Below are 16,913 nucleotides of genomic sequence, written 5' to 3'. Positions count from 1 at the left end.
GAACGACGAGTACGCGCATGGAATCAGGTAGTCGAAAAACGGCAGACTCCGCCTTGAATCTAGGTACGGAACGGGGTCAGTTCACGCGACCCGATTCTCCATCGCTCCGAGGTCGTCGGCGACGAAGTTCTCGTAGTTCCGGGCGAACAGGCTGGCACACCGCTCGTAGTAGTGGGGCGTCGAACCGGCCATGTGGGGCGTGACGAGGACGTTCGAGAGGTCCCAGAGAGGCGAATCTTGGGGCAGGGGTTCCTCCTCGAACACGTCGAGGGCCGCGCCGCGGAGGTGGCCCTGCTGGAGCGCGGTGGTGAGCGCATCCTCCTCGACGACCTCGCCGCGGGCGACGTTGACCAGCACCGCCGAGGAGGGCATGGTCCGAATCTCCTCCTTCCCAATCAGCCCGCGGGTCTCGTCGGTCAGCGGGACCGCGAGGACCACGTAGTCCGACCGCGAGCAGACTTCGTAGAGGCCGTCGGGACCGAAGGCCTCGTCCGCGGCGTCGGGCGCGCTCTCGGGGTTGCGCTTGGTGCCGACGACCTCACAGCCGAACGCCGAGGCGAGTTCGGCCACGCGCCCGCCGATTGCGCCGAGGCCCAGAATCCCAACGGTCTCGTCGCGGAGTTCCTTGCCGCCGTAGTTCTCCCAGACCCGCCGCTCCTGCTGGCGAAAGCCCTTCTGGAGGTTGCGCTCGAACGCCAGCAGGTAGGCCAGCACCTGCTCGCCGATGGGTTCGGCGTGGACGCCCGACGCGGAGGTCAGCGCCACGTCGTCCTCGGCGAGCGCGTCCCGGTCGAAGTGGTCCACGCCCGCGCTGAGCGACTGAATCCACCGGAGGTCGGGCGCGGAATCGAGTTTCTCCGCGGGGAACCGGGCCGAGAGGAGGACCTCGGCGGTCGCCAGCTTCTCGTCGGTCTCCTCGGGCGTGGCGGCGACCGAGAGGTTCGGGTCGGCCAGCAGGTCCGCGAGGGCCTCGCGGAGGGCTGCCCGCGCGCTGTCGGCGACGTAGTGAGGAATCAGGAGTTCGGGGTGCTCGCTCTGGCTCATGCCTGCGAATCGGGCGTGAGCGGCTAATAACTGGTGCCGGTGAGAAGTCGGTGGGTTTCGGACGAGAAGTAACTCGACAATTCCTAAAGCAATATTATTATATTTTAAACATTTAATTTTAATTATCTCTCCCCCCGTTGCAGTCGGCGCGTGCTGGCGCGGCCGTTTATGGCCGCGCCGAACCGCGCGAGGGACGAACGACCGAACGAAGTGAGGGAGTGAGGAGGTTGGGGAGGCGTGAGGCCCGCGCTCGGTGGCTCTTTCCACCGGCAGACGCCCGACCCAACAACCACCGTCGGGTGTCCCCGTGAGCGAACGAGGACTCGGAGGACGCTGTTTGTCCTCCGGCGGATGAAGGGGCCGCCCGGTCGCGCAACGCTTGGTCGCTCTGCGGCCCCTATCCGTCGCAACCACGTCCGTCGGATATGCCGCAGAGCGACCGCGACCGGGCGGGGCTTCAAGAGGCGTTCACGGCTACGATTCTCTTCGAATCCGGAATAAAGCAAAGCAACCGAGGAGGTTCAAGAGAACTTCACGACAACCCACGCCAACAACTCCCCTTTCGCAACAACCGATTTACCCCGTCGCGTCGAACCACCGCCATGCGCTCGGCCATCCAACTCTACACGCTCCGCGACCTCGACGACACGCTCCCCGAACTCCTCGAACGAGTCGGCGAAACCGAGTTCGAGGGCGTCGAGTTCGCCGGTCTCGGCGACTCGAACCCCGACGAAATCCGCGGCACCCTCGACGACACCGGCCTCGACGCCGCGGCGGCACACGTCGGCATCGAGGACCTCGAAGCCGACCTCGACGGCGTGGTCGAGGCCTACCGAACGCTCGGTTGCGACCGCATCGTCGTCCCGTATCTGGACGAGACCCACTTCGCCAGTCGGCAGGCCGTCGCCGACACCGGTCGCAGGCTGGCGGAACTCGACGCGCGACTGGGCGACCACGGCGTTCGTTTCGGCTACCACAACCACGACCACGAGTTCACCGACCTCGGCGGCGAGGACGGCGGGCAGGCGAATTCCGGTGGCGAATCTGCCTTCGACCAGTTGGCCGACGAGACCGACATCGACCTCGAACTCGACGTTGGATGGGCGACCGCGGCGGGCCGGAACCCGGTCGAACTGCTGGACCACCTCCGCGGGCGCGTCCCGCTGGTCCACCTCAAGGACGTGGCGGGCACCACGCCGGTCGAACTCGGCGAGGGCGACCTCGAAATCGAGGAGTGCGTCCGAGCCGCGAGCGAGGCCGGAACCGAGTGGCTGGTCTACGAACACGACGAACCGACCGACGCCGAGGAATCGTTGCGTCACGGCGCGGAGACGCTGGCGGAGCTACTCTCCTGACCGCACGAACACCGGCGTCCCCGGATTCCCGGCGTCCTCGTAGCCCAGCGACCGCAGAGCGTACACGAGGTCCGCAAGTGGAGCATCCTCGTCGATTGAGTCGTCCCCACCGACGCGCTCCCGAAGGTCGTCGAGCGGAATCTCGCTCCCGTCGAACTCCGAGACGGCCGACGCCACGTTTCGCCGGATTTGGGCGTTCTCGAACGCCGAAATCCGGTCCTCCACGCGCTCGGCTAAATCCCGGTAGGTTCGTCTGCCGCACTCCTCCGGACCGCGGACCTCCCGAACGCGCTCGACCATCCGGCGGTTCTCGGCGACCGCCTCGTCCCAGTTCTCGACGGCTCGGACCGCGAGGAGTTCCAGTTCGTCCAAATCCCCCGCCAGCCCGTACTCCTCGGGCACGCAGTCGTAGGCCCACGGTTCGTCCCGAATCACTAGCACCTGCCCGCTGGCGGCCTGCTCGAAGGGCGTCCGGGGCATCGTCTCGTGGTCCGAGGCGCAGACCGCGAGGTCGCCCCGGTCGAGTGTCTCCTCGTAGCGCTCCCGGGAGCATTCGGGGTAGGCGTCCACGAACTCGCGGTCGGCCATCCCCTCCGGAATCGGGTCCATGTTGGTCATCAGCGTCCGGATGCCGAACTCCTCGTAGAGGGTCTCCGCGGCGTCCAGAACCACGTCCAAGTTCTTCTTGCCCCATCCCGACCCCGCGACGTGGAGGCGCTCGGGGGCCTCGGCGTAGGATTCGGAAAAGTCGGAGAAGTCGAGGGGACTCCCGGTTTCGAGCGCGTCGTCCAGCAGGTCGTCAAGAAACGCGGAGTCGAAGATATCGTCCCCGTACTCGGCCATTCGCTCGGCGTCCACGCCCGCCTTGAACCAGAGGCCGTCGGTGTAGGTCGCGGCGGACAGTTCGGCCTTGGTCGGCGCGTCGTTGGGCACTCCCCGCCCGTGGCGCTTGAACGGGAGCCTGAGGTCGTGGACGTACCCGATTAGCTCGGTTGGTTGGACGCTCGCTTCTCGGCCCCCGCCGAGTCGGTGGAGCCACTTGTAGAGGTCGAACCGGCCCGTCACCTGCTGGTCGATTGCCACGTCCACGTAGCCCGACCGGTCGAAGATTGCCTCCTCGATGGCCCGAAACTGGGCCTCGGTGTACCCCGTCTCGGAGAAGAGGTCCTCGTGTTCGTGACCGTGCAGAAACGGCTCGGCTTCGATGAGCGTCACTCGCTCGCGGTCTGCGAGGACGTATTCGGGGTCGTAGTCGGCGACTTCGGGAGGAGCGAGGAGCCAGTAGACGTGGAGCGAGTCGTCTCGGTCGAGCCACTCGGCGACCAACTGCACCGCGTCGTTGAGCGTGCCGTTGGCGGTCGCGTCGTCTGGGCGGTAGAGTTCCGGAACGACGAGGAGGCGCATCGCCACGCAGAGACGGCGGAGACGGCCTTTACCGTGACGGCCGGAAGCATCAGCAGCGAGTAACACTCTTTCCCCAAACAGTTCCGCTGACGACAGGTATTTCAGTCAGGGCGTGCGATTTTAAAACATCCATGGCCGCGACGCTCATGGACACATCACCATCATCACGCCCCGCTCGGGGGCAGTTCATCACTCATGGACGATACAGCAAAATACGTCATTCACGCCGATATCACCGCAGACGGGGTGGTAGAGCGGAGTGACGTCGTCGGCGCGGTCTTCGGTCAGACCGAAGGCCTGCTCGGCGACGACTTGGACCTCCGCGACCTCCAGCAGTCTTCGAAACTCGGTCGAATCGACGTCAACATAGACAGCGAAAACGGACAGTCGTTCGGTACCATCACCATCGCGTCGAGTCTCGACAAGGTAGAGACCTCTATCCTCGCCGCCGCGCTCGAAACCATCAGTCGGGTCGGCCCCTGCCGGGCCACCGTCTCCATCGCGGGCATCGAGGACGTGCGGGCCGCCAAGCGCCGGAAAGTGGTCGAGCGCGCCAAGGAACTCCTCAGCGACTCGTTCGACGAGGACGTGATGACCTCTCGGGAGATTCTCGAGGAGGTCCGCCAGAGCGTCCGCGTCGAGGACATCGTGGAGTTCGAGGGCCTGCCCGCCGGGCCTCGCGTCGGGGACAGCGACGCCATCATCGTGGTCGAGGGGCGCTCTGACGTGCTGAACCTCCTGCGATACGGCGTCAAGAACGCCGTCGCAGTCGAGGGCACCAACGTCCCCGACGCGGTGGCCGAGTTGACCCAAGACCGGACCGTCACGGCCTTCCTCGACGGTGACCGGGGTGGCGACCTCATCCGGAAGGAACTCGCGCAGGTCGGCGACATCGACTACGTGGCGTTCTCGCCCGCCAACAAGTCGGTCGAGGACCTCGCGCGCCACGAGGTCATGTCGGCGCTCCGGAGCAAGCGGCCCTTCGAGAAGTCGATGGTCGGCGAGGACGGCGGCGAAGACGGCGAGGAGGCCGACGAGGCCGAGGCGTCCGCAGACGCCGCGTCCGCCGACGCGACTGCCGACGCGGAACCGACGCCCGCGGACGCCGGGACCGGACCCGGCACCGCGGCGACCGACGGGAGCGCCCGTCCGGCACCCGAAACCGAGGAGACCGGGACGGACGCCCCGGAAACGCCGACGGAGAGTCCGGAGACGACGGACGGGCCGGACCTGATAGGCGGCGACGCCGAAATCAGCCCCGAAACGATAGACGACCCCGAGGCCCTCGCAGGAGACGAAACTGTCGAGGCTGACGCCGACACGGGCGATGCGGGCGAAGCAGTCGCCGAGGCGGATGCGACCGGCGCGGAGGCCGAGACCGACGGGGACGCCGCCGAGGCCGACACCGCCAGCCCCGACACCACCGGGGCCGACGACGCCGCGGCGACCGGACCTGCGACGATGCGGGGCCACGTCGAGGCGGTCATCGACGCCGAGACCGGCACCGCCCGACTGCTGGACGAGGCGTTCGGCGTCATCGCAGAAGTCGCGGCGGAGAACGCCTTCGACGCGGTGGAGGGGTCAGACGAGGTACCCTACGCCGTGGTCCTCGACGGGACGTGCGACCAGCGCGTGCTGGACGTGTCGGCCCAGCGCGGCGTCGGGCAGGTCGTCGCCGCCGAGACCGGCGAGTTCGTCAAGCAACCCGCCGACGTGCGGGTCCGGACCGCGGATAGGTTCTGAGCAATTCTGACCGGCGTTTTCTTTTCCGACATCGACTCTCTCAGAGGTCTCGACCCATCACAATCCCGTCGCTCCCGTCCTCGTAGTGACCTTCCTCTCGACCGACTTCCTCGAATCCCAGCGACTCGTAGAGGGTTCTGGCGGCGTCGTTGTCGGGATGGACCGCGAGCCTGATTCTCGAACACCCTCTGTCTCGGAGACGGTCGAAGGTCGCGGCGAGGAGTCGCCGGGCGCGACCCTCCCGGCGATGGTCGGGCGCGACGACGATTTCGGCGACGTAGCCCGCCTCCTCGTCGTGGAAGGCGACGAGGTAGCCGACGGGGGTGTCGTCTGGTGCGGTCGCGGGTCGTTCCTCCCCGCTCCTATTTCGAGGCGCGAAGCGCCTCGCTGTAGAAACGAGGGTCAGCGGCGGCCCGTCGACGGCGTAGTCTAGCAGGGACGGATTCGGCTCTCGGAGGTGGGTTTGGACCTCGCGCAGAATCTCTCGGTCGTCGGGGCGAGCGGAGCGAATCACGGCAGGGCGACCCCCGTCGTGGCGAGACGACTCCCCGTCACGGCAGAGCGACCACCGCCAGACCCGCGCCGACCAGCGCGCCGGTAAGGGTGGCGAGGAAGTTGACGCTCTGGTTGCCGAGTCGGTCGCCTTCGAGGGTCGCGCCCAGCAGGCTGTCGGCCGTCATGCCGCCAGCGCCAGCGAGGACGATGACGATTGCGCCGGTCGTGCCGACGGGGTCGAACAGGAGGGCCGCGATGCCCGCGACGACCGCCGCGCCAGCGATGCCCGCGACCTCGCCCTGCCACGTCACCCCGCCGTCGGTGCCGGGTTCGACGCGTTCGAGGGTGGTGATGAGCCGCGGCTTGTCGAAGACGCCGCCGATTTCCGACGAGAGGGTGTCGCTCATCGCGGTGGCGATGGACCCGGCGAACGCGAACAGGAAGATTTCGCCCGGGATGGGGAGCCGACCGCGGGCCGCGTAGGCCAAGACGGCGACGAGCGCGACGGCGGCGTTCCCGAGGACGTTGCCGCTGCCTCTCGCGCCCTCGTTGTCCTCGGCGACGCCGCGCTCGGCCTTCTCCTCGTAGCGGAACTTGGTCGAGAGGCTCCCGATGCCGAAGAAGGAGATGAGGACCGCGAACCAGCCGTAGCCCCCGAGGACGATGGTCAGCATCGCCAACAGCGCGCCGGTCATCATCCCCGGAATCGAGGCGGTGTCCAGACGCCACGAGATGTAGCCGAACAGCGCGGTCACGGCGATGGCGACAGCGACGGCCTCGACGGTCACGACCACCGTCAGGTCGGCGAACAGCCACAGCAGGAAGGCCACCGAGAGCATCACCAGCGGGTCGTCGCGGGCGAACAGCACCGACCGGAGGAGTCCCGCCAGAAGCGCGCCGCTGGCCGCGAGGAAGACGATTTTGGGGAGCGCGGGCGAGACGGGGGTGCCGTCGGCGACGAGCGCCACGACCTGCCCGGCGACGCCCGCCAGCAACCCGCCGCCGACGAACGCGCCGGTCCGGAGGATGGCCTCGGCGTCGAACTCCCACGCGATTTGCTGGGCGAGGTTGCCGTAGCCGACGACGACGACGCTGGCGACGAGGACGTGTGTCGGCAGGCCAGCGAACGCCGACAGTAGAGCGATGCCAGTCGCGGCGAAACTGAAGGCCGCGAGGCCGTGAAGTCGGCCTTCCTGTCGGTCGGCGGGCCGGGCGAACCACTCGAACAGCGGCCCGTCGGTCACGGCGAGCGCCCCCACAGCGAGGGCTCCGAACGCGGCGGCGGTCGCCCACCCCAGAACCGGGGCCGCGAGCGCCAGCGTGGAGACTGCGGCGTAGGCTGCCGCGCGCCGAACTCTCGTGGTCACGTTAGTCCGTCGTTTCCCCCGACGCCTACTTAATCCTCCCGAAGCGGACGGAAACACGGCCGCGTTTCGGCGGTTCTCGTCAGACGAGCGTCTGACCCTGACGGCCGCGAGCGGGGCTGACCGCTCTGTCGAGGCGCGCTCGGTGGAGTAAACCACCGGGATGCGCTCGGTGGGACAGGCCATCAGGATGCGCTCGGTGGGACAGGCCATCAGGATGCGCTCGGTGTCACTATCAACCATGGGTGGGATGAAGGGGCCGCCCGGTCGCGGTCACGCGAGGGAACCGAGCGTGACCGCGAGCGGGCGGGGGCTTCAAGAAGATAACACGACACTAATTCTGCGGTTCGCGCTCGCCGTCAGGTCGAGGCGAGGTAAGCAGACGAAAACAAACCCCACCTTACTTAAACAACTGATTTTAAATCTTAAGACTAACTATTCCTGTTCTAAACAAACAATATCAGAGTCACAGCACGACGACCGATACTCGTCGTGGTTCCGAACCAACTTACATTCGCGGTACCGGCGTCCCACCACGGCCGCACACTCCTCACACCGCAGCACGTACTTCGGGTCCGCGAAGGGCGGGCACCGCACCGTCGAGTCCACCTCCTCGGCGCGCTCGCGGAAGGCCGGGCCGTGGTCGGTCGTGCCGAACCGCTGGAACTGCTCGACGTGGACGAGTTCGTGGCGGAGGGTCGCGGTCCACTCGCCCACGTCGAACGAGTCGAATGCCGCCCGGGTCAGCGAGAGCGTACAGGTCCGGAGGTCCGCTGGCGGGGTCCCCACTCGCTCGGCCGCGGCGTCCCAGTCGAGGAGGTCGCCCACCTCCGTCTCGGGAATCTTGGGGCGCTTGACCGCGGCGGCGCGGCGCTTCGCGCGGGTCGAGACCTCCCACTCGACCAGCGACAAGTCCACGTCGAGGTCGTACTCGCGGGCGGCCTCGCGGCAGTAGGCTCTGGAGCCGAGGAGTAGCTCCTCGTCGGTCTCGGCGTGTGCCAGCGCCCGGACCGTCGGGGACTCCTCGGGGTCGGTGTCGGGCGAGAGACGGGTATCGGGCGAGCGGTGGGAGTCGGACATTCGGTCGTTGGCGGTCGGTCGGACGCCTGCCTCAAGAGAGTTTCTGGATTTAGAGCGTGAACAGCAAAACGCCGACAGCAGAACTGTCAACAACAGAACCCCCGACAGCAAAACCAGTATTATGGTGGTTTATTGAAGCCCTCGCCCGGTCGCGGTCGCTGAGTGACATATCCGCGACTCTCCGCGCCGGAAGACAAACCGCGTCTTCCGAGCCATCATCGTCCGAAAATCGGAGATTTTCGTGATCACGAAAGGCTTCGCCTTTCGAACGACCTCACTCCGTTCGGTGAGACACCGCCCGGCCTACGATAGGGGTCGCTCAGACGACCAAGATGAACGCGACCGGCCGACCCCTTCATCCCACCCGGTGGTTGGTCAGTCGAGAGTGCGAATCTATCTCTTCACCGCTCGAACGCAGAGGAACACCGGATTTCTCGACTCGGTTTCGTAGCGTTCGGGCCACTCCTCCGCGAAGGCGTCCGTGGGTTCGGGTTCGGCCACATGGTCGATGCGGAACCCGGTTTCGAGCAAGGGGTTCAGGACCGCCGAGAGCGGGCGGCGGTAGTAGGGAACGTCAACCTCCCAGTCGGCGATTCGGCGCTCGACCGCGAAGTAGTCCGTGCCCTCGTCGGGGTCGTGGGCGTCGAGGGGATGCTTGACCGAGAACACGAGAAACCCGTCCGATTTCAGGACCCGCGCGAACTCCGAGAACGTCGGTCGCCACTCCTCGACGTAGTCGAGCGCGAGCGAACTCACGACGCCGTCGAACTCGTCGTCCGCGAAGTCGAGCGACTCCCCGAGGTCGGCCCGGTGCAACTCCGCCCGGTCTCCGACTCGGTCGCGCGCCCTGTCGAGCATCTCCTCGCTCACGTCCGCGCCGACCACGTCCGCGCCCCGGTCGAGCAACCACTCGGTGTATCGGCCCGCTCCACATCCGGCGTCGAGAATCCGGTCGCCGGTCACGTCGGGCACGAGGTCAGTCGTTCCGGGGAACTCGATTTCGGCGTTGTAGAGGTTCTCCTCGGTCTCTTGCTCGTAGGTGTCGGCCAGCTCGTCGTAGGCGTCTTCCGGCGTCGGGGCGTCTCCGGAGTCCATACGGAGTGGCCGCTGTCGCGCCTGTTAACAGTTATGTGACTCGTTCCTACTCCCCGATTCGTTCTCGCGCCGCCGCCGTGACCAGCGGGAGCGTAATCGTCGCGTCGGCGTAGACTGAAGCGTTGCGCGCGGCCTTCTCCAACTTGCCCCACGAGCGCGCCTCGTCCAGCGTCGCCCCGGAGAGGCCGCCGGTTTGGGGCGGGTCCATCGTCAACTGGACCGCGTAGTCGTAGGCCTCGGGCGAGACCAGCATCGTCTGGAGGACGTAGTTCTTCGGGACGCCGCCGCCGACCACCATCGCGCCCGACTTCTCGGCCTCGAAGGCTTGGTCGGTGATGGTCGTCATGTCGGCCAGCGCGTCGAGCGTGAAATCAGCGGTCTGGGAGTACATCCACGCCTGCAATCCGAGGACCGAGTCCTGAATCGCCGGGCAGTAGATGGGCACGTCGTTCTCGTAGGCCGCGGCGGCGACTCCCGCGCTCTCCTCGACGCTTTCGCGCTCGTTGACCTCGCTGTTGGCTTTGCCGAGGGCGTTCGTCAACTCCTGAATACTCACTGCCCCCTCACCTTCGACTTCCGGAAAGACCTCCGAGCGCAGGTGGTTCTCGAACAGCGCGAAGTGCTCCTGCGGGAGGTAGACGTTGTAAATCCTATCGACCTGCTCGTCGCGCAGTTGCTCGTCGTGGTCGCGCAGGGTCCGGTCCTCGCCGGGGTCCTCGGTGCCGTGATGGTGCTTGCCGCCGATGGCCTCGATGGCGTCGTGGGTCAGGTTCGCGCCGGTCGTGACCAGCGCGTCGATGTGGCCGTCCCGAATCAGGTTCGCCACGATGCGGCGCATCCCGGTCGGGACCATCGCGCCAGCCAGTCCGAAGAAGTTGGTCACGTCGTCGTCGCCGAGCATCTCGGCGTAGATGTCCACCGCCTCGTGGAGGTCTGCCGCGCCGATGCCCGCGTCGCCGTAGGAGTCTGCCAACTCGCCGACGGTCATCCCCGCCCTGACCTCGGCGTGGGCGATGGGGTCGTGGTGGAACTCCTCGCGGTGGGGTTCGTGGTGGCCTTCGTCGTGGGATTCGCCAGCGTCCTCTCCGGACTCAGGAGCGTCGTCGTGGGACTCGTCGTGGTCGTCAGTCATGTGGGTTGCTGGTCGGTCCAGACGCTTGAACGCCCCGATTGCGAGAGAAAGCTCTCGGGATACTCGACTCGGTCGCAAAAGCGGTAGTGCCAACTGCCGCGAGGGCCCACGTGGCGGGGGTCGGACGCCAGCGGCGGTTCAATTAGCCGTACCCGAGGGTCGGCTATCGGGGCCGGTTGGCCGCGGCCCGTACCCGCCGAGAACCGTCGCGTGACCATAGCTCCGGCAACCGCGAAGGTTGTTGAAACCCGGCGGACACGTTATTCAACGTGAACTCCGGGGTTTTAATAGTATCTATTCGAGAATCCGCCAACTCGAAAACATTCCGAGGGCGACCACTTAGCTCTCGACCGGCCGGAGCGACAGGTGATAGAGGTCCTCGCCGTCGCACTCGCCCGCGCTCCCCTCGCATCGCTCGGCCCGGTCCACGCGGTAGGTCCCCGGCGGAATCTCGCCCTTCTGGGGGTTCATCCAGACGGTCGGGTCGGTGTCGGGGAGGACGACGTAGAGGCGCTTCTCCTCGGTGTGACAGTCGGGCGAGAGTCCGGCCAACTGTATCACGTCGCAGTCGCCATCGCCTTCGCAGTACCTCCCGACCGTGAGACGACTCCCCTCCGAGTGGTCGTCGCCGCAGGTGACGGCCTCGTAGACCTCGCGGGAGTCAGTACCGGAGCCACCGCGAGAATCAGCGCGAGAGTCAACGCCGGAGTCAGCGCGAGAGTCAACGCCGGAGTCAGCGCGAGAGTCAACGCCGGAGTCAGCGCGAGAGTCCGCGCCGCGGCGGGCGGCACCGACTTCGGCACCCGCGAGACTACCGCCGCCGACCGCGACCGCTACCGCGCCAGTGGTCCGTTTCAGGATGCTTCGCCGGGAAAGAGTCGCTTCGTCGTTCGAGTGTACCATCGCCACCACCGACAGGAGTCGAGTGCTTCAGTCTTTTCGGCGGTGAGCGATACGTCGCCAATCCGTCTCGTTCTGTGTGGCCAACTTCGGTGGTTTCGACCGGTCGAGCGCGCGGCGGCGACTTACGCACCGCCGAGGTATCCCCACGCTTGCAGTTTGTCGCCGTCCGCCTCGACCCACCGGTCGCCGATGTCGTCCCGGTAGTAGCAATTCGGAATCACGACGTTCTCGACGCGCCGATAGGCCTGCGACTGAGCCTCGCGCACGGTCTGGCCCTTCCCGGTGACGACGAGGACGATGCCGGAAGTGCCCGCGACCCGCCACTGGCCCTCGACGTTCTTCGTGTCCTCGATGTGGACGCCCGCCGTCTCCTCGGGGTTCTCGAAGACGACGGCGGCGTTTCGGGAGTTCTCGTCGAAGGTTTTCTCGTCGTCGAAGGGGAAGGGCGGGACGCAGACGCGGACCGCGACCTGATACCCGCGGTGGACCGAGAGGTCGGGATTTTCGCCGCGTGCGAGGGCCGCGAAGAACTCGCCGGTCGGCGACTCCATGCCCTCCTCCTGCAGGACGATGGTCGGGTAGCCGAACCGAGGAGTGAATTCGAGGGGATAGACTCCTCGGTCGTCCACGATGCAGTTCACGTCGATGGACCCGACGTAGCCCTCGTCGGCGAGCCACCCCTCCAGTCTCCCGAGGGTCTCCTCGAACAGCCGATTCCGCTGCGTCCAGAACATCGAGGTCCCCATCTCGCCGGTCGAGGGACCGATGTTCCCCGGAAAGAGCTTCTTGTGTTCGAAGTTGACGTTGACGGGTTCCACGAACTGATTCCCGTCGAAAAAGCCGCAGACCGCGACTTCGACGCCCTCGACCCGGCGCTGGAGTTGGAACCCCTTCATGCGCTCGCCCCACGACTTCTGGTAGGCCCGAAGTACGTCGATTACGTCGCCGCCGTCGCGCTCCCGGCCGACGTACAGCAGGCGCTTGACGTTCTGGACCTCGCCGAGGGGCTTGACGACGTAGGGACCAGGGTTCTCTCGGACGTGGTCGATGCCCGACTCGAAATCGGTGAACTCCCGATGAGGTAGGGTCTCGACGCCGTGGTCCTCCAGTACCTCCATCGCGTAGCCCCGGTCGTCTTCGAGGCGGTCGGTCGCGGGCGTGCCGCCGACGACCGCGTGGCCGTCAGCGCGCAACTCCTCGGCGATTTCGCCGGTCCCCAACTCGCCGTCCACCCAGATGTCGTCGAAGATTATCACGTCGGCCCAGTCGAGTTCCGCCCGCCAGTCGTCGGTCTTGGGCACGAACCCGTCGGCGACGTCGCCCTCGGTGTCGGACTCGACGTAGTAGTTCACGCCGTGGCCCTCCCGGTGGACCTGCCACGCCAAATCACCGAGGAGGGGTTCGTCCAGCGAGCAGAACAGGAAGTTCTTCGAGTCCATACTGCTTTCCCAACGCCCCGCTACAAATGGATACGGCTCGGTGAGAGGAGTTAACTCGTCGCACGACGAATAGCCTCCGTGATAGAGCGTATCTGGCACGGGTGGACGACGCCCGAGGCGGCCGACGAGTACGAGCGCCTCCTCCACGACGAGATTTTCCCGAGCTTCGCCGACGAGGGAATCGAGGGGTATCGCGGGTTTCGAGTCTTGCGGCGCGCGAACAGGAACGACGAGGAGGTCGAGTTCGTCACCGTGATGCGCTTCGACTCCCTCGACGCGGTCAAGGAGTTCGCGGGCGAGGACCACGAGCAGGCCCACGTCCCGCCGGAGGCCGAATCGGTCCTCTCGCGGTACGACGACCGGGCGCGACACTACGAGGTCCGAGTGCGGGGCGAGAAGTGATTAGTCGCTCCGACCAGCACGCTCCCGCAGGACCTCCTGCAGAATCGTCCGGTGACACCGCTTGTCGTCGGTGTTCTCGTAGCAGACCAGCCAGAGGTCCCCCTTCCCCGAGTCGAGTTCCCCGAGTAAGTCGTCCATCACCTGCTGGACCGCCGCGTGCTGGAGGTACTCCCGATAGCGCTCGGCGAAGTTCACCTCGTCCCACGCCTCGTCGTGGGTCCGGTCGTCGCGCTCCTCGACCGCCTCGAAATCGCCGAGGAGGGCCTCCGGCGGGGCCAGCGCCGGGACGTTTCGGTCGAGGAGGGTCTCGATGCCGTAGACCGGGTGGCGGACGACGCCGACCACGAGGTCCTCCTCGGCGGGTTCGACGTGGTCGTGCCGGAGCGCGGCGTGATAGGTGTCTCGAATCTGGCTCACGGCTACTCGTCGCCCCCGAAGAAGAGGCGGACGGAGACCGCTCCGGCGGCCACCAGTCCGACGACAGCGCCGAACGCCGCCGGGAGGACGCCGCCTTGGGCCGACGCGACGACTGCACCGACCGCGAACAGGAGGAGGGCGAGCGCCCACTGGACCCGGCGTCCGCGAACGACCGCGCGGAGCGAATCGACGGCCATCGCTCAGAGTCCGGTCGGCGCGTCGATGAACGTCGTTTCGAGGCCCCAGTCGTCGGCCAGCGCCTGCAGGGACCGGACGCCGAAGGTCTCGGTGGCGTAGTGGCCAGCGAGGAAGACGGTGAGTCCGGCCTCGCGCGCCTCGTGGTAGACCTTCTGCTTGCCCTCGCCCGTAATCAGGGCGTCAGCGCCCGACTCGACCGCTTCGTCGAGCCAATCGACGCCGCTCCCGGTCAGGACGGCAACCTCCTCGATTTCTTCGGGGCCGAAGTCGAGGACGCGGACGCCCTGCCCGAAGTGGTCGAGTTCGGCTTCGAGCGTCTCGCGCAGGCGGTCGGTCGGAATCGGGTCCGGGGCGCGTCCGCGCTGGCCGACGTGTTCCGGCCCAACCTCGCCGAAGGGTTCGCGCTCCTCCAAGCCGAGGAGGTCCGCGATTCCGGCGGCGTTGCCCAGTTCCGGGTGGGAGTCCAGCGGCAGGTGGGAGACGTAGAGCGCCACGTCGTTCTCGATGAGGGGCGCGATGCGGTCGTACTGACGGCCGGTAACGCGGTCGATGCCGCCCCACGAGAGGCCGTGGTGGGTCACGAGGGCGTCCGCTCCTCGGTCGGCCGCGGCCTCGACGGTCTGCTCGGCTGCGTCCACCGCGAACGCGACCGATTCGACCTCGCGGTGGTCGGGGCCGACCTGCAACCCGTTCTCGCTGGCGTCCACGTCGGCGAAGTCGTCGGTTCGGAGGCGGTCGTCGTATCGGGAGGCGAGTTCGGCGAGGTCCATGTTCTACGCTGGTGTTCTCGCGGGAGGGGCTTGTATCTGTATCTCCGCGCTCCTACTCAGTTGGTACTATTGAAGAAGATACAATAGTAGTCAGATGTCGATTGAACACTCGATACACCTCTGAACCGCCCTCCTTTCCGAACTAAAGTACTATCTCTACGGTAGTCCTCAACACATATCATACATCAATTCCGATTATGTTTTCTATGGTTAGAAAGATATAAATTATATCTATACGACTTAATTTGTGGATGTCATCAGATAAGTACGAACTGATGGGGCGGCGTCGATTCATGAACACCCTCGCAAATTTAGGCCTTTCAGCGGCTACGATTAATACCCTCTCGCAGGAGAGTATTGCGCAGGTCACCTCCGATCCAAAAAAAGAGGTTCCATACGTGAAAGGATACGAATACAAGCATCCAGATGGGCTGAATAGTCCGCCTGAGGTTGAGACTATTCATTCGACAATTCCCCGCGGACGTTGGGTCCGAATCCAGGCCGCGTATGACGCCGCGGAGAGAGTTTCGAAAGCAATCGAAAAAATAGGTCCGTCTAACTCCATCAACACTGGTGTAAGGTATGATTCGACGTCCCCAGAACAGGTTGAACCCTACGTAGTCGTGTCCTACGACACACTAAAGAAATCTAACGGCAAGGTGATCTCTGAGCCAAGTATCACATTTGAAGAAGTAGAAAATAACACCCCCTCCTACGTGAGTGGAACCGCTGGCGGCTCAGAGAATACAGAAGTTATCGAGAAAATACCTGTTGTCTTCGAAAAGAAGGAGAAAATTCAACAGGAATACTACGATACGGCGTATCGGCCATGCCCTGGCGGTTGTAAAATTGACTTGGGTGGGACGCTCTGCTTTTCGTTCTGGGACTATAGTGTTTCACGTCGCCGGTTCTTGACAGCAGGACACGTATTACAGAACGACGATGGCTCGGTACCCGGTCAGGTTCACCAACCGGAGTGGGATAAGAACCTCGGTTACCCACTTGACAGTTCTATCAGGGTTGACGGCGGTCAAATGGATGCAGGTCTGATAGAATACAAGTACAGCGACGTCGATTATACAAACAAGCTCGCAGAGGATGGGGGAGGGTATACGGATACAGTCAACAAAGTACATGGCTGGGATTGGATTGCGAACGATGGGTACCAATACGAAATCACTCATCAAGGGAAATCTGCAGGAAGGAACTCGGGTACAATTAAGGAAACGGTAGCTAAGAATGGAAAGCGAAACTTCTGGACTACTGCTGACCAAGCTAGAGGTGACTCCGGAGGTCCACACTATCGGTTTGACTCGGGTGATGGTTACTACTGGCTCGTCGGTTTGCATTGCTGGACTAACGACGGTACTGATTCCGGAGCCATTGCGTTAGACAAGATCATGAACGACGAGTACAACCTCGCACTGTAGGTGGGAGAAGTCTTATTCTCTTTTACGGAGTACTAAAAATATGAAGAAGACGCGCCGTGGATTTGTTTCAGTAAGTGTTCTTACGCTCGTAACTGGTTGCTTGAGCGAACAGAGCAATAGTTCCGAGACAAGAGAGACCGCAATTCCGGATATGAGCAAACAAGGCCAAGCCCCAAAAGTCTCCGTCCGAAAGGAAATCCAAAAGAAGGACGTGGAGTACATCGAGGGAAATAATTCGGTGAGATATAAAAGCGGTTATAAAAAGCCTACCTCGAACACTCAAAACAAGACGAGGATGGTACCGACGTATGATGTAATCCCGTTTTCGCAGTGGGCAAAGGCACAATGTGCAGAATTAGCAACTAGTAAAATAAACAAATTGCTACACGAACGCATTGATGAGGAACTATCAGCAATTTCGGTCGGGATTAACCATACTTCTAAAGAGAAAGAAGTATACGTAGATTATAGCACGACTCTAAATCCAGAGGGAGAAGTAATTAAAGAACCAAGTATACCCTTCGAAAAAGTAGTGGAAGCAACGCCAAAGGTGGTTATTTCAACTATCGGGCTATCTGGCAAAGAGCATAAAGAAAGCTACGAGATACATGTGAAAACTTCGAGTCGGAAACAGCAGTAACG

General features: G+C 64.4%; 17 protein-coding genes. 5 read left to right on the top strand and 12 right to left on the bottom strand.

Translation table 11 applies throughout. The features are described 5' to 3' along the window. Nucleotides 1-81: 81 nt before the first annotated feature. Nucleotides 82-1,044, bottom strand: coding sequence for a D-2-hydroxyacid dehydrogenase (locus EPL01_RS04835; RefSeq protein ID WP_135824134.1), 963 nt, complete (start codon nucleotides 1,042-1,044; stop codon nucleotides 82-84). A gap of 602 nt (nucleotides 1,045-1,646) precedes the next feature. On the opposite strand from EPL01_RS04835, the gene EPL01_RS04830 reads away from it, so the two are divergent. Next, a complete protein-coding gene (locus EPL01_RS04830; protein ID WP_135824133.1) occupies nucleotides 1,647-2,399 on the top strand; it encodes a sugar phosphate isomerase/epimerase family protein in 753 nt (250 codons plus the stop codon). Here EPL01_RS04830 and EPL01_RS04825 read toward each other — a convergent pair. Continuing rightward, on the bottom strand, nucleotides 2,388-3,803 hold the full coding sequence (locus EPL01_RS04825; RefSeq protein WP_135824132.1) for a glycosyltransferase: 1,416 nt from the start codon (nucleotides 3,801-3,803) through the stop codon (nucleotides 2,388-2,390). The two genes, EPL01_RS04830 and EPL01_RS04825, sit on opposite strands and share 12 nt — an antisense overlap. 195 nt (nucleotides 3,804-3,998) lie before the next feature. Here EPL01_RS04825 and dnaG point away from each other — a divergent pair, with 195 nt between their 5' ends. After that, nucleotides 3,999-5,546: a DNA primase DnaG gene (gene dnaG, locus EPL01_RS04820; protein WP_135824131.1), complete on the top strand. Its 1,548-nt coding sequence runs from the start codon at nucleotides 3,999-4,001 to the stop codon at nucleotides 5,544-5,546. Nucleotides 5,547-5,586: 40 nt separating this feature from the next. Here dnaG and EPL01_RS04815 read toward each other — a convergent pair whose 3' ends face one another. The 7 genes from EPL01_RS04815 to EPL01_RS04785 all read right to left on the bottom strand — a co-directional run bounded on the left by EPL01_RS04815 (nucleotide 5,587) and on the right by EPL01_RS04785 (nucleotide 13,054). Beyond that, a complete protein-coding gene (locus EPL01_RS04815) occupies nucleotides 5,587-6,060 on the bottom strand; it encodes a GNAT family N-acetyltransferase (protein ID WP_135824130.1) in 474 nt (157 codons plus the stop codon). A 37-nt stretch (nucleotides 6,061-6,097) separates the two neighbouring features. Continuing rightward, nucleotides 6,098-7,408, bottom strand: a complete 1,311-nt coding sequence (locus tag EPL01_RS04810; protein WP_135824129.1) for a DUF92 domain-containing protein — start codon at nucleotides 7,406-7,408, stop codon at nucleotides 6,098-6,100. A 432-nt stretch (nucleotides 7,409-7,840) separates the two neighbouring features. Beyond that, complete coding sequence (locus EPL01_RS04805) at nucleotides 7,841-8,485, bottom strand: SprT-like domain-containing protein (RefSeq protein WP_135824128.1); 645 nt, start codon at nucleotides 8,483-8,485, stop codon at nucleotides 7,841-7,843. 393 nt (nucleotides 8,486-8,878) lie between these two features. Beyond that, nucleotides 8,879-9,580: a class I SAM-dependent methyltransferase gene (locus tag EPL01_RS04800; protein WP_135824127.1), complete on the bottom strand. Its 702-nt coding sequence runs from the start codon at nucleotides 9,578-9,580 to the stop codon at nucleotides 8,879-8,881. Nucleotides 9,581-9,626: 46 nt separating this feature from the next. After that, on the bottom strand, nucleotides 9,627-10,712 hold the full coding sequence (locus EPL01_RS04795) for a deoxyhypusine synthase (protein WP_135824126.1): 1,086 nt from the start codon (nucleotides 10,710-10,712) through the stop codon (nucleotides 9,627-9,629). A gap of 339 nt (nucleotides 10,713-11,051) precedes the next feature. Next, on the bottom strand, nucleotides 11,052-11,615 hold the full coding sequence (locus EPL01_RS04790; protein ID WP_135824125.1) for a hypothetical protein: 564 nt from the start codon (nucleotides 11,613-11,615) through the stop codon (nucleotides 11,052-11,054). 122 nt (nucleotides 11,616-11,737) lie between these two features. Beyond that, the gene (locus EPL01_RS04785) at nucleotides 11,738-13,054 is read right to left on the bottom strand and encodes a phosphoribosylglycinamide synthetase C domain-containing protein (RefSeq protein WP_135824124.1); all 1,317 of its coding nucleotides are present in this window, start codon (nucleotides 13,052-13,054) and stop codon (nucleotides 11,738-11,740) included. Between the two features lie 78 nt (nucleotides 13,055-13,132). On the opposite strand from EPL01_RS04785, the gene EPL01_RS04780 reads away from it, so the two are divergent. Continuing rightward, complete coding sequence (locus tag EPL01_RS04780) at nucleotides 13,133-13,456, top strand: antibiotic biosynthesis monooxygenase (RefSeq protein WP_135824123.1); 324 nt, start codon at nucleotides 13,133-13,135, stop codon at nucleotides 13,454-13,456. Here the strand turns inward: EPL01_RS04780 and EPL01_RS04775 are convergent, their stop codons facing one another. Genes EPL01_RS04775 through EPL01_RS04770 form a run of 3 tightly spaced genes read right to left on the bottom strand, consistent with a single transcriptional unit; the run spans nucleotide 13,457 to nucleotide 14,841 of the window. After that, nucleotides 13,457-13,873, bottom strand: coding sequence for a DUF488 family protein, N3 subclade (locus tag EPL01_RS04775; RefSeq protein WP_168215813.1), 417 nt, complete (start codon nucleotides 13,871-13,873; stop codon nucleotides 13,457-13,459). 2 nt (nucleotides 13,874-13,875) lie between these two features. Then, the gene (locus EPL01_RS21465) at nucleotides 13,876-14,070 is read right to left on the bottom strand and encodes a hypothetical protein (protein ID WP_168215812.1); all 195 of its coding nucleotides are present in this window, start codon (nucleotides 14,068-14,070) and stop codon (nucleotides 13,876-13,878) included. A gap of 3 nt (nucleotides 14,071-14,073) precedes the next feature. Beyond that, nucleotides 14,074-14,841, bottom strand: a complete 768-nt coding sequence (locus EPL01_RS04770) for a Nif3-like dinuclear metal center hexameric protein (protein ID WP_135824122.1) — start codon at nucleotides 14,839-14,841, stop codon at nucleotides 14,074-14,076. Between the two features lie 251 nt (nucleotides 14,842-15,092). On the opposite strand from EPL01_RS04770, the gene EPL01_RS04765 reads away from it, so the two are divergent. Together EPL01_RS04765 and EPL01_RS04760 are read left to right on the top strand one after the other, a co-directional pair. Further along, a complete protein-coding gene (locus EPL01_RS04765) occupies nucleotides 15,093-16,271 on the top strand; it encodes a trypsin-like serine peptidase (protein ID WP_135824121.1) in 1,179 nt (392 codons plus the stop codon). A gap of 40 nt (nucleotides 16,272-16,311) precedes the next feature. Beyond that, nucleotides 16,312-16,911 (top strand): hypothetical protein, encoded by a 600-nt coding sequence (locus EPL01_RS04760; protein ID WP_135824120.1) that lies wholly within the window; start codon nucleotides 16,312-16,314, stop codon nucleotides 16,909-16,911. Nucleotides 16,912-16,913 lie beyond the last annotated feature (2 nt).

Origin of the sequence: Halorussus ruber (genome assembly GCF_004765785.1) — an archaeon.
GTDB classification, from domain to species: Archaea; Halobacteriota; Halobacteria; order Halobacteriales; family Haladaptataceae; genus Halorussus; species Halorussus ruber.
The sequence above is the reverse complement of the archived record's forward strand: the minus strand, read 5'-3'. Positions and strand labels throughout refer to the sequence as shown.